This is a genomic window from Rhizobium sp. MHM7A (genome assembly GCF_005862215.1).
In the GTDB taxonomy this organism is placed as follows: Bacteria; Pseudomonadota; Alphaproteobacteria; order Rhizobiales; family Rhizobiaceae; genus Rhizobium; species Rhizobium bangladeshense.
On sequence record NZ_VCHT01000008.1, the window covers coordinates 43,381 to 68,610 of the forward strand.

The 25,230-nt window shown below is 61.9% G+C and carries 23 protein-coding genes; 6 read left to right on the forward strand and 17 right to left on the reverse strand.

The features are described from left to right. Positions 1-19 precede the first annotated feature (19 nt). Together FFR93_RS23945 and FFR93_RS23950 are read right to left on the reverse strand one after the other, a co-directional pair. Entirely contained in the window at positions 20-1,897 is a 1,878-nt protein-coding gene (locus FFR93_RS23945; protein WP_138395026.1) for an ABC transporter ATP-binding protein/permease, read from the reverse strand. Positions 1,898-2,201: 304 nt separating this feature from the next. Then, on the reverse strand, positions 2,202-4,232 hold the full coding sequence (locus tag FFR93_RS23950; RefSeq protein WP_138395027.1) for a LysM peptidoglycan-binding domain-containing protein: 2,031 nt from the start codon (positions 4,230-4,232) through the stop codon (positions 2,202-2,204). A 154-nt stretch (positions 4,233-4,386) separates the two neighbouring features. Between FFR93_RS23950 and FFR93_RS23955 the strand changes: the two genes are divergently transcribed. Further along, a complete protein-coding gene (locus FFR93_RS23955; protein ID WP_082928028.1) occupies positions 4,387-5,010 on the forward strand; it encodes a TIGR00730 family Rossman fold protein in 624 nt (207 codons plus the stop codon). Positions 5,011-5,017: 7 nt separating this feature from the next. On the opposite strand, the gene rarD is transcribed toward FFR93_RS23955, so the two are convergent. The 7 genes from rarD to cysS all read right to left on the reverse strand — a co-directional run bounded on the left by rarD (position 5,018) and on the right by cysS (position 11,730). After that, complete coding sequence (rarD, locus tag FFR93_RS23960) at positions 5,018-5,932, reverse strand: EamA family transporter RarD (protein WP_138395028.1); 915 nt, start codon at positions 5,930-5,932, stop codon at positions 5,018-5,020. A gap of 134 nt (positions 5,933-6,066) precedes the next feature. Next, on the reverse strand, positions 6,067-7,680 hold the full coding sequence (cimA, locus tag FFR93_RS23965; RefSeq protein ID WP_138395029.1) for a citramalate synthase: 1,614 nt from the start codon (positions 7,678-7,680) through the stop codon (positions 6,067-6,069). A gap of 180 nt (positions 7,681-7,860) precedes the next feature. Further along, a complete protein-coding gene (gene pip / locus FFR93_RS23970) occupies positions 7,861-8,823 on the reverse strand; it encodes a prolyl aminopeptidase (RefSeq protein WP_138395030.1) in 963 nt (320 codons plus the stop codon). Then, the gene (locus tag FFR93_RS23975; RefSeq protein ID WP_138395031.1) at positions 8,820-9,296 is read right to left on the reverse strand and encodes a GFA family protein; all 477 of its coding nucleotides are present in this window, start codon (positions 9,294-9,296) and stop codon (positions 8,820-8,822) included. The genes pip and FFR93_RS23975 overlap by 4 nt, the downstream gene beginning before the upstream one ends. Further along, a complete protein-coding gene (locus tag FFR93_RS23980) occupies positions 9,296-9,778 on the reverse strand; it encodes a GFA family protein (RefSeq protein ID WP_138395032.1) in 483 nt (160 codons plus the stop codon). The genes FFR93_RS23975 and FFR93_RS23980 overlap by 1 nt, the downstream gene beginning before the upstream one ends. Continuing rightward, positions 9,778-10,257 carry a GFA family protein gene (locus tag FFR93_RS23985; protein ID WP_064706788.1) on the reverse strand — a complete coding sequence of 160 codons (480 nt, stop codon included), beginning with the start codon at positions 10,255-10,257 and terminating at the stop codon, positions 9,778-9,780. Before FFR93_RS23985 ends, FFR93_RS23980 begins: the two co-directional genes overlap by 1 nt. A gap of 96 nt (positions 10,258-10,353) precedes the next feature. Beyond that, positions 10,354-11,730, reverse strand: a complete 1,377-nt coding sequence (cysS, locus tag FFR93_RS23990; RefSeq protein WP_138395033.1) for a cysteine--tRNA ligase — start codon at positions 11,728-11,730, stop codon at positions 10,354-10,356. Between the two features lie 319 nt (positions 11,731-12,049). Between cysS and FFR93_RS23995 the strand changes: the two genes are divergently transcribed. Next, positions 12,050-12,799, forward strand: a complete 750-nt coding sequence (locus tag FFR93_RS23995; protein ID WP_138395034.1) for a GH25 family lysozyme — start codon at positions 12,050-12,052, stop codon at positions 12,797-12,799. 110 nt (positions 12,800-12,909) lie between these two features. On the opposite strand, the gene FFR93_RS24000 is transcribed toward FFR93_RS23995, so the two are convergent. The 4 genes from FFR93_RS24000 to radA form a co-directional block, all read right to left on the reverse strand. Continuing rightward, positions 12,910-13,650: an SDR family NAD(P)-dependent oxidoreductase gene (locus tag FFR93_RS24000; RefSeq protein ID WP_138395035.1), complete on the reverse strand. Its 741-nt coding sequence runs from the start codon at positions 13,648-13,650 to the stop codon at positions 12,910-12,912. Between the two features lie 78 nt (positions 13,651-13,728). Beyond that, the gene (gene purF, locus FFR93_RS24005) at positions 13,729-15,219 is read right to left on the reverse strand and encodes an amidophosphoribosyltransferase (RefSeq protein WP_064711146.1); all 1,491 of its coding nucleotides are present in this window, start codon (positions 15,217-15,219) and stop codon (positions 13,729-13,731) included. Between the two features lie 231 nt (positions 15,220-15,450). Then, positions 15,451-16,068 (reverse strand): CvpA family protein, encoded by a 618-nt coding sequence (locus tag FFR93_RS24010; RefSeq protein ID WP_138395036.1) that lies wholly within the window; start codon positions 16,066-16,068, stop codon positions 15,451-15,453. A gap of 89 nt (positions 16,069-16,157) precedes the next feature. Continuing rightward, complete coding sequence (gene radA, locus FFR93_RS24015) at positions 16,158-17,558, reverse strand: DNA repair protein RadA (protein WP_064692464.1); 1,401 nt, start codon at positions 17,556-17,558, stop codon at positions 16,158-16,160. A gap of 165 nt (positions 17,559-17,723) precedes the next feature. Here radA and FFR93_RS24020 point away from each other — a divergent pair, with 165 nt between their 5' ends. Further along, positions 17,724-18,359 (forward strand): LysE family translocator, encoded by a 636-nt coding sequence (locus FFR93_RS24020; RefSeq protein ID WP_138395037.1) that lies wholly within the window; start codon positions 17,724-17,726, stop codon positions 18,357-18,359. A gap of 9 nt (positions 18,360-18,368) precedes the next feature. Here the strand turns inward: FFR93_RS24020 and alr are convergent, their stop codons facing one another. Continuing rightward, positions 18,369-19,532: an alanine racemase gene (gene alr, locus FFR93_RS24025; RefSeq protein ID WP_138395038.1), complete on the reverse strand. Its 1,164-nt coding sequence runs from the start codon at positions 19,530-19,532 to the stop codon at positions 18,369-18,371. A gap of 187 nt (positions 19,533-19,719) precedes the next feature. Between alr and FFR93_RS24030 the strand changes: the two genes are divergently transcribed. The 3 genes from FFR93_RS24030 (at position 19,720) to FFR93_RS24040 (ending at position 21,627) form a co-directional block, all read left to right on the forward strand. Next, the gene (locus FFR93_RS24030; RefSeq protein ID WP_138395166.1) at positions 19,720-20,541 is read left to right on the forward strand and encodes an AraC family transcriptional regulator; all 822 of its coding nucleotides are present in this window, start codon (positions 19,720-19,722) and stop codon (positions 20,539-20,541) included. Positions 20,542-20,608: 67 nt separating this feature from the next. Then, positions 20,609-21,328, forward strand: coding sequence for an AzlC family ABC transporter permease (locus FFR93_RS24035; protein ID WP_138395039.1), 720 nt, complete (start codon positions 20,609-20,611; stop codon positions 21,326-21,328). Next, entirely contained in the window at positions 21,325-21,627 is a 303-nt protein-coding gene (locus FFR93_RS24040) for an AzlD domain-containing protein (RefSeq protein WP_138395040.1), read from the forward strand. The genes FFR93_RS24035 and FFR93_RS24040 overlap by 4 nt, the downstream gene beginning before the upstream one ends. A 24-nt stretch (positions 21,628-21,651) precedes the next feature. Here FFR93_RS24040 and FFR93_RS24045 read toward each other — a convergent pair whose 3' ends face one another. The 3 genes from FFR93_RS24045 to FFR93_RS24055 form a co-directional block, all read right to left on the reverse strand. Further along, the gene (locus FFR93_RS24045) at positions 21,652-23,148 is read right to left on the reverse strand and encodes a replicative DNA helicase (protein ID WP_064707063.1); all 1,497 of its coding nucleotides are present in this window, start codon (positions 23,146-23,148) and stop codon (positions 21,652-21,654) included. Positions 23,149-23,516: 368 nt separating this feature from the next. After that, a complete protein-coding gene (gene rplI, locus FFR93_RS24050; protein ID WP_138395041.1) occupies positions 23,517-24,095 on the reverse strand; it encodes a 50S ribosomal protein L9 in 579 nt (192 codons plus the stop codon). A gap of 22 nt (positions 24,096-24,117) precedes the next feature. Further along, a complete protein-coding gene (locus tag FFR93_RS24055; RefSeq protein ID WP_138395042.1) occupies positions 24,118-25,104 on the reverse strand; it encodes a DUF2232 domain-containing protein in 987 nt (328 codons plus the stop codon). Positions 25,105-25,230: the final 126 nt, after the last annotated feature.

A 25,230-nucleotide genomic window follows, 5' to 3' on the forward strand; every position in this document is an offset into this window, starting at 1 on the left:
AACGCTACCGCCTCCCGCTTCAGCCTGCCGGGGCAAGCCGCGTGACCACGCCCATCTCGTCGCTTTCGCGCACCTGCTTCAAATGCTCCTCGGCCTGTGTCGCCTCGCGCTGACGATTCCACATCGAGGCGTAGAGGCCGTTCCTTTCAAGCAGGGCGGCATGCGTGCCGCGCTCGGCGATCTCGCCGCTTTTGAGCACGATGATCTCGTCGGCGCCGATGACGGTAGAAAGCCGGTGGGCGATAACCAAGGTCGTCCGGTTCTTCGAGACCACGTCGAGGGCTGTCTGGATTTCTCGTTCCGTGGTCGTGTCGAGGGCTGATGTCGCCTCGTCGAGGATCAGGATCGGCGGTGCCTTCAGGATGGTGCGGGCGATCGCCACACGCTGCTTCTCGCCGCCGGAAAGCTTGAGCCCGCGCTCGCCGACCTTGGTATCGAAGCCTTCTGGCAGCGCCTCGATGAAATGGGCGATCTGCGCCACCTCAGCCGCTGCAAACACCTCGCTATCGCTCGCCGATGTGCGGCCGTAGCGGATATTGTAGGCCACAGTGTCGTTGAACAGCACCGTATCCTGCGGCACCATCCCGATCACCGAGCGCAGGCTCTTCTGCGTCACCGTGCGGATATCCAGGCCGTCGATGGTGATCGTGCCGCTCTGGATATCGTAGAAACGGTAGAGCAGCCGCGACAGCGTCGATTTGCCGGCACCCGACGGCCCGACGACGGCGACCGTCTTGCCGGCCGGCACGTCGAAGGAAATGCCTTTGAGGATCGGACGGGCCTGGTCGTAGGCGAAGTGCACGTCCTTGAAGGAGATCGCACCTTTGCCGATACTGAGCTCTGTGGCATCGGGCGCGTCCTTAACCTCGGCCTTCACCTCGAGCAGGTCGAACATCTGCTCGATGTCGGTCAAGCCCTGGCGGATTTCGCGGTAGACGAAACCGATGAAGTTGAGCGGTACGGAAAGCTGCAGCAGCATCGAATTGACGAAGACGAAGTCACCGATCGTCTGCTCACCGCGTTGCACCGCCAGCGCCGACAGTACCAGCATGATGGTCGTGCCGATGCCAAAAATGACGCCTTGGCCGAAGTTCAGCCAGCCGAGCGACGTCCAGACATCTGTCGCCGCCTTCTCGTAGCGCTCCATGGATTTGTCGAAGCGTTTGGCCTCCATCTCCTCGTTGCCGAAATATTTGACGGTCTCGAAATTGAGGAGGGAGTCGATCGCCTTGGTGTTGGCGTCGGTGTCGCTGTCGTTCATCGACCGGCGAATGGCGATGCGCCAGTCGGATGCGCGGATCGTGAACCAGATGTAGGCCCAGACGGTAAAGGCGGTGATGGCAAGATAGGAGAAGCCGTAGCCCCACCAGAAGATCACCGCCGTCAACAGGAATTCGATGACGGTCGGAACGGAATTGAGGATCGTGAAACGCACGATGGTCTCGATGCCCTTGGTGCCGCGCTCGATGATGCGCGACAGCCCGCCGGTCTTGCGCTCCAGATGGAAGCGCAGCGACAACTCGTGCATATGCACGAATGTCTTGTAGGCGAGTTGGCGCACCGCATGTTGCCCGACACTGGCAAAGAGCGCGTCGCGCAGTTGATTGAGCCCGAGCTGGATCAGCCGGGTGACGTTATAGGCGATGACAAGAGCGATGGCCCCGGCAAGGAGCGGCGGTACCGCGCCGACAAGGTCGATCTTGCCGTTCAACGCATCGGTTGACCACTTGAAGAAATAGGGAACAAGTAGCAGGACGAACTTGGAGATCAGCAGATAGACCGACGCCCAGACGACACGCATCTTGAGGTCGGTTCGCCCGGCCGGCCACATATAGGGCCAGAGGTTGAAAAGCGTCTGCAGTAAATGTGATTCCGAGACTGTCTTGCCGTTTGCCATGCCGTATCTCCAGTCCGGATGCTTCAATTCGATGTCCGACAAGGCGTGGAGCAGGTCCGCGCCTGAAGCGCCTGTCCAACTCCCCGAACCGCCACCGCCAGATAGGGTGTGGGCCCGACGAATACAACACATGCGGAGTTGAGGAAAAGCGAAGCCGGGCGCTTCTTCCGCCCGGCTTCGTCGTGTCGCATGGCAGCGCCATGCGTCTTATCGGAACGCAAAGGACCCGCAACATTCCAATCCATGCATAATGCTTTCCGAAAATGGATTCCGATCTTCGGGCCGATGCGCTGAATGCAGCGTTTTAGAGGTGCTGCTTGGAGAGCCGCTTGCGGTGCAATTCCTCGGCGTTCGGCAGCGCGTCCTTCGGCAGGCCGAAAATCTGGCCGGGGCGTATTCGATCCGGGTCGATGATCTTGTCCTCGTTGGCGATGTAGATCGTCGTATAGCGCACGCCGAGGCCATAAGTCCGGCGCGAGATTTGCCACAGCGTGTCGCCGCGGCGAATGATGACTGCTGCATTGTTTGCCGTCAGCGGCGCCTGTTCGATCGTCTTCGGCTGATCGCCGGCGACATTGTTTGCAGCCGGTGCGGGCGCTGCGGGCGCGTTGGTCAGTTCGCCCATGATCGCACCCAGCCCGTCGAGCCCAGCGCCAACCGATTTTGCATCTTTCGGCAGATCCTGCAGCACTTTCAGCGCCCGGGCGGCGGTCTGCGACGAGGAGCCGGAGGCCTGCTTGAAGCTGTCCGACGCATCCGCCGCCGGGCGGAAATCGGCGACCGAGCGTAGAGCAAATTCCGTTGCCGAGCGAGCCGCCGCAAGCTGTTCGGCGCCGGGCAGCTTGCCGTCGGCAAACAACCCCTTCAACTGGCCGAACGCCTTGCCGGCTTCAGCTTTGAGCTTGCCGAGTTCACCCTCGTCGAGCGCCACCATCGAGGAAGCGCCGCTTGCATCGGCCGGGCCGGCTTGAGCGGCGACCCGCACCTGGTCGCCCGCTGGGCGGTTGAAGTTCACGGCGGCCCGCACGATCACCTTGCCCGTCGGATCGACGACGTCGACTCGGATCTTGTGGTCGCCGACCGAGAGTGCCGCTACGCCATCGATGACAAAATGACCGTCGGGGCCGGCAGTGTCCTGGCCGATAAGGTTGTCGTCGGCATAACCGAGTACCTTGGCGTTGGCGCGCGCCGTGCCGGCAATGAAGATCTTGTTGCCCTCGATCTCGACGGCGTTGACCATCACATCGGGCGCAGTGGGCTTATCGGTCTCGGCAGCACCGGGAACGGCCGGCGCCGCATCTGTGTCGCCGGCGGCAGCATTGGGCAGGCCGGGCGTCTGCAGCGCCAGCTCACCGATCGGTGCAGCCGTTGCAGCCGGAGCGGTCGCGGTTTCTCCGGTTGCCGGCTTGTCCGCAGGCGGCGCCATCGGACTGGAGGCGTCCGCGACTTCGGTCCCGCCGGTCGGCGCAGTGATGATGCGGCTCGCCGCGCCGGGCTTGGAGACCATGGCGAGCAGATTGGCGGCATTGCCGTCCTTCGGCACAGAAACGGTGGCGACTTCTTCCGAAAGCGCGACCTTGCCATCCTTTCCAGTCACCTTGAGTACGAGTTGGTGGTCCCCGGCTGGAAGCGGATTGTCGAGGACGGCGGCGAAGTCACCGCTCGGACCGATATCGGCCGTCGTCACCACCTTTTCGCCGTCGAGCACTTCGAGCTTGCCGTTCGGCTCGGCGGAGCCGGCGATGACGGTGGATCCATCTGGCTCGACGCGCAGGACGTCGAAGGCGGGAAGCTTTGGGCCGGCATTTGCGGTGACCGGTTCGGGCGCGCCGTTCAGCGCGGCCTCGGCCTTGGCAAGCGCAGCAGCCGCATCCGCCATGTTTTCCGGCAGCGACTGCACGATGGCGAGCGCCTTGGCGCCGCCTTCCTTAACTTTGGTGGCCGCGGCCCGGGTCGCGGGATCGATACCCTCGGGAACGGTGATGCCGACAAGTGCCGTGAGTGCATTGACGGTCTTGGTCTTGGCGGCGGTGAAGACATCGATGGCCGGGCTTTTGCCGTCGGCAAACAGCGCCTTGAGCTCGCCGAGCGCCGCGCCGGCATCGGCCGAGAGGCGCTTGACCTGATCAGCGACCGCAGTCGAGTCGGCAACCGCAGTGCGTGATGTCTTTGCCGCTTCGTTAACCGTGTTCTTGAGCTCCGTGCCCGCCTGGTTGATGGCGTCGCCGACCTTGGATGCATCGCCGCCGATGCGCGGCATGACGACGAATACCATCAGTAGGATTGCGATTACGAGCACTGCAAGGGCCAGCAAGCCGGCACGGTTCTTCATCATTATGTCTCCCAAGGCGGCAATTTGCCGTAGTAACCGAAATTGCTAGCGATTTCCGATGCTTTTCACAAGCATTCAAAGCAATTCGGCAAGCCGGGCATGCGTCTTTTCAGTCAATTTTCTTGACTGCATTGAAATGGAATAGTTGTTTTGCCCTATGACCGAACAATCTGTATCGATTCGATCCATCTGCGTTTACTGCGGCTCAAGGCCGGGACGCGATCCTTCCCACATGGCGGCCGGGCGTGCTCTCGGAAGAGAGATCGCCGAGTACGGCCTGCGCCTCGTCTATGGCGGAGGTACCAAAGGCATCATGGGCGCGGTTGCGAGCGGGGTGCTTTCAGGCGGCGGTCAGGTGACGGGTATCATCCCGGAATTTCTGATCGATATGGAAGCGACTCGCCATTCGCTCGGTCAGCTCAACGAACTCATTGTAACCCCTGACATGCATGCGCGCAAACATACGATGTTCGAGCGTTCCGATGCCTTCGTCGCGCTGCCCGGCGGCATCGGCACGCTGGAAGAGATCGTCGAGATCATGACCTGGGCCCAGCTTGGCCGTCATGAAAAGCCGATGGTTTTTGCCAATATCAACGGTTTCTGGGATCCGATGATGGAGCTGATACGGCATATGACCGAAGAAGGCTTCCTCCATACCGCCCACCGGGTGCAGCCGCTCGTGGTCGACGACGTAACCGGCATCATCCCGGCGATCATGACGCAGGCAGCCCAGCTCGCCGGCGATCGCGACGGCGAGGACGAGGTGATCTCCAAGATGTAGGCGGGCTCTAGCGCCCGCGGCTTCCTTTAAGCATCGACCAGCTATAGAGGAACAGCCCCGCCCAGATCAGTGGGAAGGCGATCATGCGCGCCGTGCCGAGCGGCTCTTGAAAGGCGAAGACGGCGATCAGGAAGATCATCGTCGGCGCGATATACTGCATGATGCCGATCGTCGAGAGCTTCAGGAGCTTGGCGCCGTTGGCATAGATCATCAGCGGCACTGCGGTGACGACACCGCAGCCGAGCAGCAGCGTCGTATCGGCAAGACCGGTACGGTAGAAATGGCTCAGGCCGCTGCCGTATTCGAGATAGAGGATGTAGACGAGGGCCGGTCCGCTGAGGATCAGAACTTCGAGGAAGAAGCCCTGGTTGGGCCCTAGCGGCAGCGTCTTGCGCAGCAGGGCATAGAACCCCCAGCTGACTGCCAGCGTCAGCGCCACCCATGGAATGCCGCCGTTATCGAATGCGAGAATGGCGACGGCAAGTGCCGCAAGCGCGATCGCCGCGATCTGCAGCGGCTGCAGCCTTTCCTTGAGCAGCACCGCGCCGAGAAAAATGCTGAACAGCGGATTGATAAAATAGCCAAGTGCTGCATCAAGCGCATGGCCGGCGCCGATCGCCCAGACATAGGTGCCCCAGTTGACGGTAATCAGCAACGCCGTCAGCGCCCCCATTGCCAGCATGCGCGGCGAGCGCAGCGCTGCGCGGATATCCGCTGTGCGCCCAAGCAGGACTAACACGATCCCGGCCAGCGGCAGCGACCAGACGATGCGGTGGGCAATGACTTCGGCCGGCGGAATATGTGCCACCGCCTTCATGTAGAAGGGCAGGAAGCCCCAGAGCAGATAGGCTGTCAGCGCAAAGGCGAAACCGCGCGGACTATCTTCGTTCTTGGCCAGTGGAACGGATGCATCGGTCGACATCGGGTGTTTCCATCTTTGTTCTTCTTCTGATCCGGCCTAGCTTAAGCGCCGTGAATAGGCCAATTCATTTCGTTGAATAAAGGCTGAGCGGATTTGAAGCGGAGGCCAAGCGATGGAATGCAGGCGGCGGAGAGTTATTCCGCCGCGATCTTGCCGGCCAGCTGCCGGTTCTTCATCAGCTTGTAGATCACCGAGTCCATCAGCGCCTGGAATGAGGCATCGATAATGTTTTCCGAGACGCCGACCGTCCACCAGCGTATGCCGTCGCTGTCGGTGGATTCGATCAGCACGCGGGTGATTGCCGCCGTGCCGCCATTGAGGATGCGCACCTTGAAATCGGCCAGCACCAGATCGTCGATCTCGTGCTGGTACTTGCCAAAATCCTTGCGCAGCGCCAGGTCGAGCGCGTTGACGGGTCCCTCTGCCTCGGCAACCGACATCAGCGTCTGCCCGTCGATGGTGATCTTCACCACGGCTTCGGAGACGATCTTGATGCGGCCGTGCGAATCGAAGCGCCGTTCGATCATCACCCGGAAGCCGTCGATCGAAAAGAAATTGGGAATGGTGCCCAGCGTGCGGTGCGCCAATAGTTCGAAGCTCGCATCGGCGCCCTCATAGGCATAGCCGGAAGCCTCGCGCTCCTTGACGATCGAGATCAGGAGATCGAGCTTCGGATCGTCCTTGGCGACGATAATGCCGCGACGCTTGAGGGCATTGATGAAGTTCGCCTTGCCGCCCTGGTCCGACACCATGACCTTGCGGAAATTACCCACGCTTTCCGGCGGCACGTGTTCGTACGTGCGCGGATCTTTCAGCAGAGCGGAAGCATGGATGCCAGCCTTGGTGGCGAAGGCGGACGCGCCGACATAAGGCATCTGATGATCCGGTGAGCGGTTGAGCAGCTCATCGAAGGCGTGCGAGAGCCGGGTGAGGTTGAGCAGCCTCTCCTCGTCGATCGCCGTTTCGAAACGGGTGTTGTAGGCGCTTTTCAGCGCCAGCGTCGGGATCAGCGTCACAAGATTGGCGTTGCCGCAGCGCTCGCCGATGCCATTCAAGGTCCCCTGGATCTGCCGGACGCCCGCCTCAACCGCAGCAAGTGAATTGGCGACCGCCTGGCCGGTATCGTTATGGGCGTGAATGCCCAGACAGCGGCCGGGAACGCCTGCGGCGATCACCGCCTCGACGATGGCGCGCACCTCCGGCGGCTGCGTGCCGCCATTCGTGTCGCAGAGCACGACCCAGCGGGCGCCGCTTTCATAAGCCATCTTCGCGCAGGCGATCGCATAGGCCGGATTGGCCTTGAATCCGTCGAAGAAGTGCTCGCAATCGACGATCGCCTCCTTGCCCGCGCCGACCGCCGCCTTGACGCTTTCGGCGATGCATTCGAGATTTTCCTCGTTGGTGCAGCCGAGCGCCACGGCGACATGGTAATCCCAGCTCTTGGCGACGAAGCAGATGGCATCGCCTTTCGACTGCAGCAATCCGGCGATGCCCGGATCGTTGGAGACCGAAACGCCCGCCCGCTTCGTCATGCCGAAGGCGACGAAACTGGCCCGGCTGGTGCGCTTCTCACTGAAGAAGGCGGTGTCCGTCGGGTTAGCTCCGGGATATCCGCCTTCGACGTAATCGAGGCCGAACTCGTCCAGCATCGCCGCGATCGCAATCTTGTCCTCGACGGAAAAGTCGATGCCGGGCGTCTGCTGCCCGTCCCGGAGCGTCGTGTCGAAGAGATAGATGCGTTCTTTCATGTGGTTTCCTCCCGACGGGCGGGTGTTGTTGTACTGCGGATGCTGGCCCTCATCCGGCTGCCGCTACCCTTCTCCCCGTTCTGACGGGAGAAGGGAAGGCCGCACCGTATCGCGGGGCACGTCCCGTCTCCCCGCGTGCGGGGAGAGGGCTAGGGTGAGGGGCCGCCCCGACACCAACAATCAGTCTTGCTTCCCGGCGAACTTATCCGTCGCCCGGATCAGCCGATCGAGAATTCCCGGCTCCGAATAGGCATGGCCGGCGCCCTCGATCAGGTGGAACTCCGCCTTCGGCCAGGCCTTGTGCAGCAGCCAGGCATATTTGGCCGGGCAGGGCATGTCATAGCGACCGTGCACGATCACGCCCGGAATATCCCTGAGCCTGCCGGCGTCGCGGATCAACTGCCCTTCATCCATCCAGCCGGCATTGACGAAGAAGTGGTTCTCGATGCGAGCGAATGCATAGGCGAATTCCGCCTCCTGGAATTTGCCGCTCGTCGAAGGTTCGGGCAGCAGCGTGATCGTTTCGCCTTCCCATATGCTCCAGGCTTGCGCGGCCTGGAGGCGCACGTTCCTGTCATCGTGCGTCAGGCGGCGATGATAGGCATGCATCATTTCATGGCGCTCTTCCGGGGGAATAGGAGCGACGAAACGCTCCCACTTGTCCGGGAACATTTCCGACACGCCGAACTGGTAGTACCAGTCGAGCTCTGCCTTGGTCAGCGTGTAGATGCCGCGCAGGATGAGCTCGGATACGCGTTCGGGATGGCTCTCGGCATAGGCGAGCGCCAGCGTCGAGCCCCAGGAGCCGCCGAACACCTGCCATTTGTCGACGCCGGCCATTTCGCGCAGCCGCTCGATATCGGCGACGAGGTGCCAGGTGGTGTTGGCAGTCAGTTCCGCATGCGGGGTCGACTTGCCGCAGCCGCGTTGGTCGAACAGCATGACGTCGTAGAGGGCGGGATCAAAAAGCCGGCGGTGGGAAGGTGAAATGCCGCCGCCCGGGCCGCCATGCAGGAAGACGGCGGGTTTGGCACCGGGCGTTCCCGAGCGTTCCCAGTAGATCACGTGGCCGTCGCCGACATCGAGATGGCCAGAGGCATAAGCTTCGATCTCGGGATAGAGCGTGCGCAGGATCTCGGTCATATTTTCACGCCTTTCGCGGGCCACACTTGGGTGTCGTGATCGGGATGCTGAAAGGAGATGATCGCCTCCTGGCGGGCGTAGAAATCCGGGTCCTTGTGCACGGGCGCATCGAAGATCGTCTCGACCCATGGCAGGCGGGCGTCATAATTGACCTGGATCTGCGGCGCGAGATCGCTGCGGTCGTCGAAGGTGCCGATCGCAAGCTCCAGGCCGCCGGGATGGCGATAGGTCATCGGCGTGCCGCAATTGCTGCAGAAGCCGCGGTCGATATTGATCGAGGATTGAAAGTAGCTCGGCTCGCCGCGTGTCCACTCCATCCCTTCTTCCGGGGCGGTGACCAGCGCGGAGAAGAAACCGCCGAACTGTTTCTGGCACATGCGGCAATGGCAGATCGAGGGTCTCCCCAGCGCGCCCGATATCCGGAAACGCACGGCGCCGCACTGGCATCCGCCTGTTCTTATCCTATCCGTCATTAGATCTCTCCGAGTGTCCAGCTTTTCGTGTCGTTGTCGGGATGCTGGTGGTTCGTTGCAGCGATCGCGTTTTCCCGGTCGGGTGTTTCAGGCTCTGGTTCCACCGGCAGGCTATCGAGCGCGTGAAACCAAGACATCTTCCGGTCGGTATTCGATTGCATCAGCGGCCGGACCGCATCGGGCTCATCAAGTGAGCCGAGGGCGATGTTGATGAAGTCCGCTTCCGGAATATCGTAGAACAGCGGCGTGCCGCAATCGCCGCAAAAGCCGCGACGAACGAGATCGGAGGAGTGGAACCACTTCGGCTCACCGCGCGTCAGCTCGAAATGATCGCGCTTGGCCGCTGCAAGCGGCAGGAAATAGTTGCCGGCTGCCTTCTGGCACATGCGGCAGTGGCAGATATGGGGGTAGCCGAGTTCGCCGCGTGCGAGATAGCGAACCGCGCCGCACTGGCATCCTCCGGTCTGTCTCGTCGTCTCCATCAGGCATGATCCTCCGGCGGCCAGACCGGTGTATCGTGGTCGGGGTGCTGATAGGAAATCAGTTCGTGCAGAAAAGAGCCTGCCGTCAGATCCGCTTCGGTCCGTTCCCCGGGCAGTTCGTGCAGGTGATCGACGAAGCCGATCTTGCCTTCCACACCCCATTGAATGGTCGGCGGCAGCTGCGACGGATCGTCGAAAGCGCCCGCAGCAATGGCCATCCCATCCGGAGCCTCATAGGTCAGGGGCGTGCCGCAATCGCCGCAGAAACCACGCTCGACGAAATTCGACGAGCGAAACCTTTTGCGCTCCCCCCGGGTCCATTGGAAATCGGCGCCACGCACCGAAACCAACGGTGCATAATAAGCCCCGAACGCCTTCTGGCACATGCGGCAATGACAGATCGACGAATCCTTGAGTTCGCCGCTGACGCGAAAACGGATCGCGCCGCACTGGCACCCGCCGGTATAGGTCTTGGTCATGGCAGATCCTTTCCGATGGGGCGAGCGGGCGCTCCCCCCTTGTGGGGGAGATGCCCGGCAGGGCAAAGGGGGATATTTCTCGCCGCCCAACCCATCCTACCGCTTGACCTCCCACGTCGTCACGCGCTCGCCTGTTGCCGCATCCTTGCCGTCCTTCAGCTGGATGCCCTTTGCCGTCAGCTCGTCGCGCATCTTGTCGGCCTCGGTGAAATTCTTCGCCCTGAGCATTTCGAGACGCATGGCGACCAGCGCATCGACCGCGGCTGCGAACGCTTCGTCGATTTCGATTTTCTTCGGCAGCACCCCGAGAAGCGCCGCACTTGCCGCGAAGACGGCATCGTTGCCGGATTGCGCCAGCGCATGTAGCGCCTGCACGGCGGCGACTGTATTGAGGTCGTCCGCCAGCGCGGTCAGCACGCTGTCATCGGGCACGGCATCGCCGGCCTCCGTCGGCGGCCATTTGGCGAGCAGGCGTTCGGCCTCTTCCAGCCGCTTGATCGAGAAATCGATCGGCTCCCGATAGTGCGTCATAAGCATGGCAAGGCGCAGCACTTCGCCCGGCCATTTGCGGCCGCCGAAGGTTTCCGTATGCAGCAGCTCGTGGATTGTGACGAAATTGCCCTCCGACTTCGACATCTTGCGGCCCTCGACCTGCACGAAGCCGTTGTGCATCCAGACATTCGCCATCACCGAGGTTCCGTGGGCGCAGCGCGACTGGGCGATCTCGTTTTCATGATGCGGGAAGATAAGGTCCAGCCCGCCGCCGTGTATGTCGAAGACATCGCCGAGATAGCGCCTGCTCATCGCGGAGCACTCGATATGCCAGCCGGGCCGGCCGCGGCCCCATGGGCTGTCCCAGCCGGGTTCGTTTTGACTCGACAGCTTCCAGAGCACAAAGTCGCCCGGGCTCTTCTTGTGTGCGTCGACGGCGACGCGGGCGCCGGCCTGCTGCTCATCGAGCGGCCGCTTCGAAAGCTGGCCGTAATCGGCCATCGATTTGGTGTCGAACAGCACTTCGCCTTCCGCCACATAGGCATGCCCGTTGCCGATCAGCTTCTCGATGATCACGATCATCTCTGCGATATTGTCAGTGGCGCGCGGCTCGACATTCGGCTCCAGGCAACCGAGTTCGGTGACATCGGCGTGAAACTGCGTCTCGGTCTTTTCGGTGACGGCGCGGATCGCTTCGTTAAGCGGCAGGTGCGGATGATCTCTCAGCGCCCGCGCATTGATCTTGTCGTCGACGTCGGTGATGTTGCGGGCATAGGTGACGTGATTTTCGCCATAAACATGGCGCAGCAGCCGGAACAGCACGTCGAAGACGATGACCGGCCGGGCATTGCCGATATGGGCGAAATCATAGACGGTGGGGCCGCAGACATACATGCGGACATTATCGGGATCGATCGGCGCAAAGACCGACTTTTCCCGCGTCAGCGTGTTGTACAGCTTCAGTTCCGGCGTGCGGCCCATTTCACTCTCCCAAATGCACGATCAGAAATATCGCGACCGGCAGGCCGGGGCGTTTCGCATCTTGACTATTGGGGAGACGAAAACGGCCAGGCCAGCGCGTGCGCTAGCGAATAATCTTTCCGCAGATAATGCAGATAACCGTTTTCATGCCGCGTTTTATGGCGCGGGAATGGCTTTTGGTCAAGAGGGGCGAGGAAGGATCGGCGGCAACTGGAGCGACCTATCCGGTGCGGTATGTCCCCGGAGACCCGTCTGCCATTTTCGTGGCGCAGATCGAGTATAGGTGCTTGGCATGCTGCTGAAAATACGGGAGGAATGAGTGGGGAGCGTTGTCGGTGGACGATTCGGTGCGGCTGCAATTCTGGTGGTCGCATTCGCCGCATATTTCGCATACGATTTCGGCATGCTTCGCTTCAACAATCCGTCCTTATCGCGTTATCCGATCCAAGGCATCGATGTCAGCCATCACCAGGGCGACATCGATTGGAAGACGGTGGCCGCGCAGCCGAGCGTTCGCTTCGCGATCATGAAGGCGACCGAAGGCGGTGACCACAAGGATTCCAGGTTCGCCGAGAACTGGCAGCGTGCCGGAGATGCAGGAGTGGTGAGGGGCGCCTACCATTTCTTCACTTTCTGCCGCCCGGGCAAGGATCAGGCGCAGAATTTTCTGGCGACCGTGCCGAAGGCGCCGCAAACCCTGCCGATCGCAATCGATCTGGAATTTGTCGGCAATTGCAACAAGGTCCCGACGGTCGAGGAAATGGCGACGGAGGTGAATGCCTTCGTCACAGAGCTGAAAGGCACCTTTCCGGAAAAGCCGATCTTCTACGTCACGCAGGAATTCTTCGATCAATATCTGAAGGGCAATGAGGCCCGGTTCCCCGAGCATTACCTTTGGCTGCGAAGCGTGTTCAAGGAACCGGCGCAGGAAGGCTGCAGTCGTTGGTCGATCTGGCAATTTGCCGACAACGGCGCCGTGGACGGCATTCGGGGAGCGGTGGACCTCAATGTCCTATGCCCTACGGAAACAGGCTTCGCAGATCTGTTCCCTGCCGTTGCTGCAAACTGAGGCGCGGGACCAAGTCGCGCAAAAGCGTGCAACGGTTTTGCGTCGGCGACACGCGCGAAAACGAAACCTGAAGCGCGACGAGCAATCTGAGGATCGAAACGCGCTTTGGCCTATTCCGGCAGGCGGTAATCGGCGAGCTTGTTTTCCCGTACGATGTACAGCTTGCCCGTCTCTGTCACGCCGGGGCCTAGCAGCGGCAGGATGGCCTTGGCGACCTCGGAGGGATGCGGCAGCGTCTGCGGATCTTCGCCGGGGACCGCCTGCGCCCGCATGGCCGTGCGGGTCGCGCCCGGATCGACGCTGGTGATGCGCAACGCCGTCGACTGCGTCTCGCCGGCCCAGGTGCGCGCCAGCGCCTCGACGGCGGCCTTCGACGCGGAATAGGCGCCCCAGAAGGGACGGCACTTATGCGCGGCCCCTGAAGACAGGATTACGGCGCGGCCCGCATCCGAGTGGGCGAGCAACGGATCGACCGAGCGGATCAGCCGCCATGTGGCCGTCACGTTGATCGTCATCACCTTCTCGAACACCTTCGCCTCGATATGGCCGATCGGAGAAATGACGCCGAGCACGCCGGCATTGGCGACGAGGATGTCGAGCTTGCCCCAGCGCTCGAAGATCGAGCCGCCGAGCGCGTCGATCGCATTCATGTCGGCAAGGTCGAAGGGCACGAGGGTCGCGCTGCCGCCGACGGCTTTGATCGCATCGTCGAGGTCCTCAAGCCCGCCAACCGTGCGCGCGCAGGCGATGACATGGGCGCCGGCTTTGGCAAGTTCCAGGGCTGTGAAGTAGCCGATGCCGCGCGACGCACCGGTGACGAGTGCGATCCTGCCCTCAAGATTGATGTTCATCTGTCCGGTTCCGGATTTGCTTGCGAAGGTGAGGGGCGCAATAGGCCCCTCGGAAGCGAAAGTCAAAGCGGCAGCGGCTCAGCCGTTGCTGGCAAGCATCGAAAGCTTGTTGCCCATGGACTCGCCGTTTTTGTCGAGCAGCCGGGTCGGATAGTCACCGGTGAAGTAGTGGTCGGTGAACTGCGGGCGGGCCGGGTTGCGGTCCTCGCCGCCGACGGCGCGGTAAAGCCCGTTGATCGACAAGAAGGCAAGCGAATCCGCGCCGATATATTTGGCCATGGCTTCGACGTCGGCATACTGGTTGGCGAGAAGCTTGTCGGCGTCCGGTGTGTCGATGCCATAGAAATCCGGGAAGAAGATCATCGGGCTTGCGACGCGGATATGGACCTCGCGCGCACCGGCCTCGCGGATCATCTGAACGATCTTCAGCGACGTCGTGCCGCGCACGATGGAATCATCCACCAGCACGACGCGTTTGCCTTCGATCATCGCACGGTTGGCGGAATGCTTCAGCTTGACGCCGAAGGCGCGGATCTGCTGCGTCGGCTCGATAAAGGTGCGGCCGACATAGTGGTTGCGGATGATGCCGTATTCGAAGGGGATGCCGCTTTCCTGCGCATAGCCGAGCGCTGCGGGCGTGCCCCCGTCCGGCACGGGCACGACGACATCGGCATCGACAGGCGATTCTTTGGCGAGATTCATGCCCATGTTCTTGCGCGTCGTATAGACGTTGCGGCCGCCGACCACTGAATCCGGGCGGGCGAAGTAGACATATTCGAACAGGCAGAGACGTTCCGGCTGCGGCTTGCTGGGCTTGCGGGCATCGATGCTGATCGAGCCGTCAGGCTGGATTTCGCAGATGATGACCTCACCGTTTTCGACGTCGCGGATGAATTTGGCGCCGATGATGTCGAGCGCGCAGGTTTCCGAGCAGAATATCGGCTTGCCGTCCAGCTCTCCCATCACAAGCGGACGGATGCCGGTGGGATCGCGCGCGGCAATCAGCTTCGTGCGGGTCATGGCAAGCATCGAATAGCCGCCTTCCATCTGGCGGATGGCGTCGATGAATCGGTCGGAGGTGGAAGCGTGGCGGGAGCGGGCGATGAGATGCAGGACGACCTCGGTATCGGAGGTCGACTGACAGATGGCGCCGGTTGCGATAATCTGGCGGCGCAGCGTCAGGCCATTGGTGAAATTGCCGTTGTGGGCAATGGCGATGCCGCCTTCTTCCAGCTCGGCAAACAGCGGCTGCACGTTGCGCATCGCCACTTCGCCTGTCGTGGAGTAGCGCGTGTGACCGATCGCTATGCTGCCGGGAAGGCGGGCGAGGGTCATCGGATTTGTATAGTGGTCGCCGACAAGGCCCATATGGCGCTCCTGATAGAAGCGCTTGCCGTCGAAGGAGACGATGCCGGCAGCTTCCTGTCCGCGGTGCTGCAGGGCATGCAGGCCGAGAGCCGTCAGTGCCGCGGCATCGGGATGTCCCAGAATTCCGAAAACGCCGCATTCCTCATGCAGCGTATCTCCGTCGAGCGGATCGTCGGTCGGGAAGGAATCGGACTGGTTCATTTCTGCGGGCCTCTGCTCTCACAAGAATTGATCGGCATTACCAAAAGCACCATACCGGAATTCTCGCAGGTTTCCGATAACTTCGTGCTGAACGACATCTGCTTTCAAAGCCGGTCGCCGGCTCTGAAACGGCTTAGGTCCGGCGGAGCTGGAATGCCCGGCCGGACCCTTATTTCACGTCCCGCTCAAATGGCAATTGCCGAAAGGCGAGTCAAGCTGCTGAGCACTGCGTCAATTCGCCGGCTGCTGTGCGCCACCTGCAGGTGTGTCGTCCGCGGGCGCTTGATCGGTCGCCGGCGGCGTGGCGCCTTGGCTGCCCTGCTCCGGCGACTGCATCTTATCACGGAAGCTCGCCTGTATCATCTCGGCGAATTGCTCCGGCAGCACCGCCTTCAGCCTCACGACCATCGAATCCAGGAAGGGCTTCGACTTGGCCTCGTTGACCCAGATTGGCCGGTGTTCGACATCGACGAGCCAGTTCCAGAAGGCGACGGCGACGACCATCAGCAGCAGGCCGCGGGCCGCGCCGAACAGGAAGCCGAGCGTGCGGTCGAGGGCGCCGATGCGGCTGTCGATGATGAAATCGGCGATCTTCATGGTTATGAAGGAGATGACGATCAGCGCGATCAGGAAGACGACTGCTGCCGATCCGGCGATCGCGATGCGGTCGTCATCGGTGTACTGCTTCGCATAGGGCAGCAGGTACGGATAGAGATAGTAGGCGGCGGCGGCCGAACCGCCCCAGCTTGCGATCGAAAGGATCTCGCGCGAAAAGCCGCGGACCATCGCCAGCACGGCGGAGAAGAGCACGACGCCGATGACAATACCGTCGAAAATCGTAATGGGCATGTAAATTCAACTCCAGGACTGCCGCTCGGCGGCCGTGTCGCGCCTATCGTGTGCCTCCTATATCATCACCGTTCCCGGCAATGAAAGGATCAAACCTCGTCTTCCACACGTAGCGCCCCCTTCGAGCCGGCGATGCGCGCGACCAGATCCGGCAGGCTTTCGACCTCGCTCCACCGCCCACCGGAACCCTTCGGCAGCTCGGCGGAGGCGGAAGGAAGCAGCGCTGCGGAAAAGCCCAGCTTCTCGGCTTCCTTGAGGCGCTGGGCGGTGTGCGCAACCGGCCGGATAGCGCCCGACAGGCTGACTTCGCCGAAATAGACGCAATCGGCGGGAAGGGCAATACCGGCGAGCGAGGAAACCAGCGCCGAGGCGACGGCCAGATCCGCCGCCGGCTCGGAAATGCGGTAACCGCCGGCGATGTTGAGATAGACGTCGTGCTGGCCGAGTCTGACGCCGCAATGGGCCTCCAGCACGGCCAGGATCATCGACAGCCGGGCCGAGTCCCAGCCGACCACAGCGCGCCGGGGCGTGCCGAGCGAAGTCGGCGCCACCAGCGCCTGCACCTCGACGAGCACGGGCCGCGTGCCCTCCATGCCGGCGAAGACGGCAGCACCGGGGGATTTTTCGTTGCGCTCGCCGAGGAAGAGCTCGGAGGGATTGGCGACCTCGCGCAGTCCTTTGTCGGACATTTCGAAGACGCCGATCTCGTCGGTCGGGCCGAAGCGGTTCTTGACCGTGCGCAGGATCCGGTAGTGATGGCCGCGGTCGCCTTCGAAATAGAGCACCGCATCGACCATGTGCTCGACGACGCGCGGCCCGGCGATCTGCCCATCCTTGGTGACATGTCCGACGAGCACCATGGCGGCTCCCGTCTGTTTGGCAAAACGGATCATCGACTGGACGCCGGTGCGCACCTGCGTCACCGTTCCCGGTGCGGATTCGGCGAGTTCGCTCCACAGCGTCTGGATCGAATCGATAATGACGAGATCAGGCCGTTTGCCTTCGGCGAGCGTCGCCAGAATATCCTCGACATTGGTTTCGGCCGCCAGCATCACGTCGGTATCGGCAGCGGCAAGACGCTGTGCCCGCAGACGGACCTGCGCCACCGCTTCCTCGCCGGAGACATAGATGATCTTATGACCACGCCGCGCAAGAGCGGCGGCGGCCTGCATCAGCAGCGTCGATTTGCCGATGCCGGGATCGCCGCCGATCAGCACCGCCGAGCCGCGCACGAAGCCGCCGCCGAGTGCCCGGTCGAGCTCCGACATGGCGGTATGGATTCGCGGCGCTTCCTCGATCTCGCCCGAAAGCGCCGTCAGCGTCACCGGCCGGCCCTTCTTCGGCGTCTTGCCGGGCCCGGAACCGATTCCGCCCATCGGGTCTTCCTCGACAATCGTATTCCACTCGCCGCAATTGTCGCATTTGCCGGCCCAGCGGTTATGAACCGCACCGCAATTCTGGCAGATGAACTGTGTCCTGGCCTTCGCCATCAATCTTTCTTTCAGTCGCGTTCCACAGATGAAGCCGTCGAGAGCTTCATCGAATCATTATCGTGCCTGAGATAATGGCTATCGGGACGGATCAAAACTAATGATTTCCCCATCAGCCTTCGCCGTGCCTATGCTTTTCGCCTCTGATCATCAGAACGGTGGAAGATGTTCGACTATTCGCTTGCGCACTGGCTTGCATTTCTGTCGGCGGCGGTTTTGCTCAACCTTTCGCCGGGCCCGGACATAGCCTTCATTCTCGGCCACACGATGAGAGGCGGGAAACGCGCCGGTTTCTCCGCACTGTTCGGCGTCTGGTCAGGCGCCTGCCTGCATGTTCTGATGGCGGCACTGGGCCTTTCCGCCGTGCTTGCCGCCTCTGCCTTCGCTTTTTCCGCGGTCAAATGGCTCGGCGCCGCCTACCTTGTCTGGCTGGGCATTCAGGCTCTGTGCGCCAGCGGCGACAGTGGCCTGATAAGCGCATCTGGTGGGGAAATGCCGGCCGCAAGGATCTATCGCCAGGGAATCCTGGTGTCTCTGCTCAATCCGAAAGTGGCGATATTCTTCCTGGCATTCCTGCCGCAATTCGTGGTGGAGGGGGCAGGGCCTGCATGGGCGCAGCTCATGCTTCATGGCGGGCTCATCATCGCCGTCGCCGCCTTCATTGAACCGCCGCTCGTGCTTCTTGGCGGGCGCCTTGCAGACGCGCTCAGGCATAACCAGAAGATCGAGCGATGGCTCGATCGCGGCCTGGGCGCGCTGTTCGTGGCGCTCGGTGTGCGCCTTGCCCTGAGTAGCCGATGATTGCCAGGCTTACTCTTCGGTGATGTAGCGCCGTTCGTGGCGCAGCCCCATGCTGGTGAGGATCTCGTATCCGATCGTGCCCGCCGCCCGCGCCACTTCATCCACAGGCATGTTCTTTCCGAACAGTTCGACATAATCGCCCGCGCGCACGGCGTTCTCGGGCAGGTCGGTGACATCGAAGATCGTCAGGTCCATGGTAATCCGGCCGGCAACCGGCACCTTATGTCCGGCGATGAAGCCTTGTCCTCCTTGCGGCACCGCCTGGCGCAGAGGCACGCCGCCGCTCGATTGGCTGCGCATATAACCGTCGGCGTAGCCGGCTGAGACGATCGCCAGTCGGCTGTCGCGGCGAAGCTGCAGTGCCCGCCCGTAGCTGACGGTCTCGCCGGCCTCGACGGTGCGCACCTGGATGACACGCGCTTCGGCGGTTGCGACCGGCCGCATCGGGTTGGCCATGCCGCAGACCGCTTCGCCGCCGTAAAGCGATATGCCCGGCCGGGTCAGGTCGAAATGATAATCCTCGCCGAGAAAGACGCCGGCCGAGGCGGCAAGACTTGCATCGATGCCTTCATAGGCGGCGGTAACCCTGCGGAATGATTCGAGTTGCCGGCGGTTCATCGCATGGCTGGGATCGTCGCTGCAGGCGAGATGACTCATGATGAGCACTGGCGCGAAGCTTGCCGGCCGCGAGACGTCGTCGGCGAGTGCAAAGGCATCGTCCATGTGCAGCCCCAGCCGATTGAAGCCGGTATCGACATGCAGCGCGCAGGGGTAATCCCCGTAATCGGCAAGCACCGCCATCCAGAAGGCGAGCTGTTCGTCGGAGGAAATCACCGGCACCAGATCATGGTCGAAGAACCGCCGTTCCGTGCCCGGCCATATGCCGGAGAGTACGAAGATGCGCGCCTCGGGCGCATAGAGGCGAAGCGTGACGCCCTCATCGACGGTCGCGACGAAGAAATCCCGGGCGCCGGCAAGGTATAGCGCTTCGCCGGCATCCTCGATGCCCATGCCATAGGCATCCGCCTTGACGACGGCTGCGGCGCGCGCTGCACCCGAGCGCCGCGCCATGTCGCGCCAGTTTTCCGTGAGTGCGCTCAGATCGACGGTCAGCCGCAGGCCTGCGGAAGTGAAAAGATCGTCGTCTTCGGAGGGGATTGGAAAATCTGTCATGAGTCGCCGTGAAGAAATGAAAGGAGCTGCCTCGCCCAGTCTAGAGAGCATTGTGGCCGAGGAAAAGCGCAGGCGGTCACATATCACCTTTGCCTATCGTACGATCACTTTTGTTCAAGACGGACGCAGGCTTCCGCGTTAATTTAGGCGGATGCAGAATGTATCGCAGAAAGAGGCGGCGGAGGCGATGCCGCTTGCCGACGTGGAATCGGCCCGCTTCTGGCGGGATAGCCGCTTCCACGACATGGAGTGCCTGAGCGCCACATTCCTAACGCATGAATATGCGCCGCATGCGCACGACACGTTCAGCATCGGCGCGATAGAAAGCGGCACCCAGATCGCCACCCTCAGCGGCAGACGGGAGGAAACCGGGCCGGGCGACCTCTATCTGATAGACCCGGGCGTCGTTCATGACGGTGCTCCGGGCGGCGAGGGTTACCGTTACCGCATGATCTATCCGGACATGAAGCTGTTCGTCGACATTCTGGAGGACGTCACCGGCAAGGCATTCCATGCGACGCCGTCTTTCTCCGGCGGGCTTCCGCGCGATCCTGAACTCGCCAATGCCTTTCATGCCGCCCATCGCACGCTCGAAAGCGGTGCAGGCGCGCTGGAATCCGATGAAGGCATGTTCTCCGTGCTGGCGGCGATCTTTGCGCGTCACGGCAGCGCCATCATCGTTCCCGTCGACACGCGGGAGCGAAGCGCTGTCGCCCGCGCCCGCGAATATCTGATCGAGAATTTCGACAGCGATGTCGGCCTTGAGGAGTTGGCCGGCGTGGCAGGATTGAGCCGCGCTCACCTCATCCGCGCCTTCCGCAGGGAATATCACATCACGCCGCACGCCTTCCTGACTGATCGGCGCGTGCAGGTGGCCCGCCGGCTGCTGCGGCAGGGCCGCATGCCGGCTGATATCGCGCTCGAATGCGGTTTTGCCGATCAGGCGCATTTCACCCGACATTTCAAGGCACGCACGGGCGTGACGCCCGGCCAATTCCGAGCGGGCTGATCACTTTCGTTCAATACAGCCATGGCGCGCTGGGCTAACTCTCCGCGATCTTGATCGGGAGGTTGCCATGTTGCATCACAGCCGGCCATCCGGCGAATTTCTTATCGGCGAATTTTTTGCCGGAATGCGTGCCATTGTTCCGCTTGTTGTCGCTGTCTTGCCGATTGGCCTGGTCTTCGGCGCGGTCGCCGCCACCAAGGGCCTTTCTCCGCTGGAAACGACGCTAATGAGCGCACTCGTCTTTGCAGGCGGTTCGCAGTTCGTGGCGATGGACATCTGGACGCATCCGGCAAGCTGGGTCGGCGTCGGCTTCGCGGCTTTGCTGGTCAATATCCGCCACGTGCTGATGAGTGCGTCGATCGGCACAAAGATGCAGTACTTTACCGGTATCAAACGTTATCTCGCTATGCTCTTCCTTGCCGACGAACTCTGGGCCATGGCGGAGTTTCGTGCCGGCAGCATGCGGCTGACACCCGCCTGGTATGCTGGCATCGTCACGCCCTTCTACCTCACCTGGGTCGGCTCTTCGCTGGCGGGCGCATTGCTTGGCGCCTTTCTCGGCGACCCAGCCGTCATTGGCCTCGACTTCGCCTTTCCGGCCGTCTTCGTCGTGCTCGTCATGGGCTTCTGGAGAGGGCCGGAAACAGGCGCCGTTCTTGCCGCAAGTGGTCTTGCATCGGTTGCGGTCCATCATTTCCTAGCGGGTGTCTGGTATATCGCCGCCGGTGCGCTGGCCGGGCTGGCAGTGGCCCTCTGGCAGGGCAGGGCGCGGGAGCAGGCGGCGTGACGCTCGACCTCAGCATCTTTTTCGCCATCCTGGCGATGGCTGCGGCAACAATCTTCACCCGCATCAGCGGCCTCGTCTTGATCCGGCATGTCGAGATCGATGGGCGCCGGAGAACGGCAATCGAAGCCATTCCGCCGGCCGTGCTGATGGCCGTCATTGCCCCGACCGCCTTTGCGGCCGGCTGGGCGGAGACGCTGGCCTGTGCGGCAACGGCAATTGCCGCACGCCGCCTGCCGATGCTTGCGAGCGTCGTGGTTGGCGTCGCAACGGTCGCGCTGTTGCGGGCAGCCGGGCTCTAAAGGAATTGACGCGCGGGTAGCGCGTCAATGTTCCTCGTACTGTATGAAGGAAGGATCTGCGAGATCGGCGAAGCGGGTGAATTCCGCCTGGAAGGCGAGCTTCACCGTGCCCGTCGGTCCGTGACGCTGCTTAGCGATGATGACGTCGGCCGTGCCCTTCACCTTGTCGAACAGCGCTTCCCATTCCGGATATTTCGGATCATGGGGATCGCGCGGCTCCTGGTTCTTGACGTAATATTCCTCGCGGAACACGAAGAGCACGACGTCGGCATCCTGCTCGATCGAACCGGATTCTCGAAGGTCGGAGAGCTGCGGGCGCTTGTCGTCACGGCTTTCGACCTGACGCGATAGCTGCGACAGAGCGATGATCGGAACGTTGAGCTCTTTGCCGAGCGCCTTCAGTCCGGTGGTGATCTGGGTGATTTCCTGGACGCGGTTGTCGCTTGACTTGCCCGAGCCGGTCATCAGCTGCACGTAGTCGACCACCAGCACGTCGAGACCGCGCTGGCGCTTGAGGCGGCGCGCGCGCGCTGAAAGCTGGGCAATCGAGATGCCGCCGGTCTGGTCGATATAAAGCGGAACTTTCTGCATCATCATCGAGCAGGCGACGAGCTTTTCGAAATCGGCATCGTTGATATCGCCGCGACGGATCTTCGAGGAGGAGACTTCCGTCTGCTCCGAGATGATGCGGGTGGCGAGCTGTTCGGAGGACATTTCGAGCGAATAGAAGCCGACGACGCCGCCGTTCTTGGCCTTCATGCTGCCGTCCGGCTGCACCTCGCCCTCGTAGGCGGCAGCGATATTATAGGCAATGTTGGTCGCAAGCGAGGTCTTGCCCATGCCGGGGCGTCCGGCGAGGATGATCAAGTCCGAACGCTGCAGACCGCCCATCTTGGCATCAAGTGAATGGATGCCGGTGGAAATACCGGAAAGGCCGCCGTCGCGTTCCTTGGCGACGGCCGCCATGTCGATGGCGAGCGCCACCGCATCGTTGAAGGACTGAAAACCGCCGTCGTAGCGGCCATTTTCGGCGAGTTCAAACAGACGGCGCTCGGTATCTTCGATCTGCGACTGCGGCGGCATGTCGAGCGGCGCGTCATAGGCGATGTTGACGACATCCTCGCCGATGGTGATCAGGGCCCGGCGCAGCGCGAGATCATAGATCGCCCGGCCGTAATCCTCGGCATTGATGACGGTGACGGCATTGCTGACGAGGCTTGCCAGATATTGCGACACCGTCATCTCACCGACCTTCTCGTCGGCCTTTAGAAAGGTCTTGATCGTCACCGGGTTGGCGATCTTGCCCATACGGATGATGTCGCCCGCAACCTCGAAGATCTTCCTGTGCAGCGGTTCATAGAGATGGATCGGCTTCAGAAAGTCCGACACCCGGTAATAGGCGTCGTTGTTCATCAGGATGGCGCCGAGAAGCGCTTGCTCTGCTTCGATATTGTTGGGTGCTTCGCGGTAATGCTGCTCCGACGGAGCAACGGCTGCGATCTTTCGAGCGGCGTCGTTCATCATCATCCGTTCTGTCTTTTATCCAACTCCGGATTTGCAATTCCGGCTAGAGAAAATCAAGGGGCCGCGAAAAGAGCGGAGGCTCGTCTCGCCTAAATCCTGAACGCTGTGCCCATTGTTCGACTTCTCCACAGTCCCGGGCGCCACAACTAAGAAATACTGGCAGTGTCACCCGCGGGACACGGTACGGATCCGACTCAGCTCATCCGTTCCGGTGAAGGATATGTTAGCGCGAGGACATCGGGCACGCAGCAAAAACATCCGGGCAATCCCCTGTTAAAAAGTGATCCGATGGCGGCGAGACGAACGGAAACGAAAAAGCCCGGCGCGGTGGCCGGGCTTCCCTCTCGCGGAATGTCCGGCGAGAATTATGCTTGGTCTTCGTCGATGCCGTCGGCTTCCGGATCGAAGAAATCTTCCGGACGCAGCGCGTCTTCGTCGACGCCGTAGATCGCGTCGACCGAAGTGAGTTCTTCGCCCTTGGCCTGGCGCTCTGCCTCTTCGGCAGAACGGGCAACGTTCAGTTCGACGTTGATTTCGACTTCGGCATGCAGCTGCAGCTCGACCTTGTGCAGGCCGATCGCCTTGATCGGCGTGTTGAGATGAACCTGGTTGCGGCCGATATTGAAACCTTCGGCAGCGAGGATCTCGACGACGTCACGGGCAGCGACCGAGCCGTAGAGCTGGCCGGTTTCGCCTGCGGAGCGCACGACGATGAAGGACTTGCCGTCGAGAACGTCGGCGACCTTCTGGGCTTCCGACTTGCGCTCGAGGTTGCGGGCTTCGAGCGTCGCGCGCTCGGCTTCGAAGCGAGTCTTGTTGGCGGCGTTGGCGCGCAGCGCCTTGCCGAGCGGCAGCAGGTAGTTACGGGCAAAGCCGTCGCGAACCTTTACGGTTTCGCCCATCTGGCCGAGCTTGGAGATGCGTTCGAGAAGGATGACTTCCATTTTCTTGTTCCTTTCTTGTGTCTCAGATTTTCGTATCGGGTTGTTTGGGGGCATCGGCATCTTTCGCCGGGGTCAGTGCGATCGCCTTGCGCGTATCGCTGAGACCCACGACCAGGATGAGGAGAGCTGGCAGCAGCATGAGCATCGAAGCCAGGTAGCAGAGAATGAGGGCCGGTATCCGCCAGTCCTTGCCGCGTGTGCGGAAATGCAGCGAGGCGAAGCCGGAGAGCATGAAGCCGGCGCCGAAGGTGCCGATCACCGTGGCGCCGACGAGCGCCGGGACGCCGCCGAAGAAGCAGGCAGCGAGCCCGGCCAGGAAGATGAAGATCGAATTGCGGTTCATGCGCAGCGACGACGGAATATCCTCGCGCGGCCGAAGGCCCCGGCCGGATGCGGCGACGATGCGCACGGCCAAGTAATAGGCAGCAAACAGCATGCTGACCCACATGCCGCCCTGCACGACCGGCAGCATGAGCAGGATCAGCGATTTGGTCTGCGCGGTTGCCGCGGGATCGGGCATGAATTCCGGCTGCTGCTGCTTGACCGAGGTGATCAGCAGATCGACGATCGGATCGGTGATCTCGGGGCCATAGCCGATCATCACGCCGATGACGATGACGGCGAACGTCACCAGGCCGCACAGATGCAGCAGGATATCGGAGAGCGGGTACCAAGCCAGCAGATCGTCAGGGCCGCCGAGTTCGGAGGCGGGACGGGCGAGATTGGCGAGGTGGCTCAGCCAGCCCGCCGGCAGCAGCGTCACCAGAGTCATGATCAGGGCAAAGGACGGCGAGGTGAGGATCGCAGCGAGCGCCGCTGCAGAGACCACCGCCGCAATCGCGGCGGCATTGCCCCAGCCGAGCCCGACCAGCAGGATCGGCAGCGCCGAGGCCGTATAAAGGAGCGCGCTGAAAAACGATGGCTGTATGCTCGCGCCCAGCACCAGCAGTGCGGCGGTCAATCCGGCGAGTGCGCCGATCAGCAGCGTTTTGATATCCGGTCGTTTCAAGGTCGCTGTCCTGCTTCGTCAAGCAGTTAGAGGCTGTTACTGAATTGAATTCAGAAACGTCTCAACATGGGTTTTAAGAATTCCGATCCGCGCCCATCGCGGAAGGGAGAAGGGAAGGCACGAATG

Excerpts from the sequence above, each read along its gene's own strand:
- FFR93_RS23955 (WP_082928028.1), top strand. The coding sequence starts at position 4,387 with ATGACCGAACAATCTGTATCGATTCGATCCATCTGCGTTTACTGCGGC.
- alr (WP_138395038.1), bottom strand. The coding sequence starts at position 19,532 with ATGACAGATTTTCCAATCCCCTCCGAAGACGACGATCTTTTCACTTCC.
- FFR93_RS24035 (WP_138395039.1), top strand. The coding sequence starts at position 20,609 with ATGTTGCATCACAGCCGGCCATCCGGCGAATTTCTTATCGGCGAATTT.
- FFR93_RS24000 (WP_138395035.1), bottom strand. The coding sequence starts at position 13,650 with ATGAACATCAATCTTGAGGGCAGGATCGCACTCGTCACCGGTGCGTCG.
- FFR93_RS24020 (WP_138395037.1), top strand. The coding sequence starts at position 17,724 with ATGTTCGACTATTCGCTTGCGCACTGGCTTGCATTTCTGTCGGCGGCG.
- FFR93_RS24045 (WP_064707063.1), bottom strand. The coding sequence starts at position 23,148 with ATGAACGACGCCGCTCGAAAGATCGCAGCCGTTGCTCCGTCGGAGCAG.
- pip (WP_138395030.1), bottom strand. The coding sequence starts at position 8,823 with ATGACCGAGATCCTGCGCACGCTCTATCCCGAGATCGAAGCTTATGCC.
- rarD (WP_138395028.1), bottom strand. The coding sequence starts at position 5,932 with ATGTCGACCGATGCATCCGTTCCACTGGCCAAGAACGAAGATAGTCCG.
- FFR93_RS24030 (WP_138395166.1), top strand. The coding sequence starts at position 19,720 with ATGCCGCTTGCCGACGTGGAATCGGCCCGCTTCTGGCGGGATAGCCGC.
- FFR93_RS23950 (WP_138395027.1), bottom strand. The coding sequence starts at position 4,232 with ATGATGAAGAACCGTGCCGGCTTGCTGGCCCTTGCAGTGCTCGTAATC.
- cimA (WP_138395029.1), bottom strand. The coding sequence starts at position 7,680 with ATGAAAGAACGCATCTATCTCTTCGACACGACGCTCCGGGACGGGCAG.
- FFR93_RS24010 (WP_138395036.1), bottom strand. The coding sequence starts at position 16,068 with ATGCCCATTACGATTTTCGACGGTATTGTCATCGGCGTCGTGCTCTTC.
- cysS (WP_138395033.1), bottom strand. The coding sequence starts at position 11,730 with ATGGGCCGCACGCCGGAACTGAAGCTGTACAACACGCTGACGCGGGAA.
- purF (WP_064711146.1), bottom strand. The coding sequence starts at position 15,219 with ATGAACCAGTCCGATTCCTTCCCGACCGACGATCCGCTCGACGGAGAT.
- FFR93_RS23980 (WP_138395032.1), bottom strand. The coding sequence starts at position 9,778 with ATGGAGACGACGAGACAGACCGGAGGATGCCAGTGCGGCGCGGTTCGC.
- FFR93_RS23985 (WP_064706788.1), bottom strand. The coding sequence starts at position 10,257 with ATGACCAAGACCTATACCGGCGGGTGCCAGTGCGGCGCGATCCGTTTT.
- FFR93_RS23945 (WP_138395026.1), bottom strand. The coding sequence starts at position 1,897 with ATGGCAAACGGCAAGACAGTCTCGGAATCACATTTACTGCAGACGCTT.
- rplI (WP_138395041.1), bottom strand. The coding sequence starts at position 24,095 with ATGGAAGTCATCCTTCTCGAACGCATCTCCAAGCTCGGCCAGATGGGC.
- FFR93_RS23975 (WP_138395031.1), bottom strand. The coding sequence starts at position 9,296 with ATGACGGATAGGATAAGAACAGGCGGATGCCAGTGCGGCGCCGTGCGT.
- radA (WP_064692464.1), bottom strand. The coding sequence starts at position 17,558 with ATGGCGAAGGCCAGGACACAGTTCATCTGCCAGAATTGCGGTGCGGTT.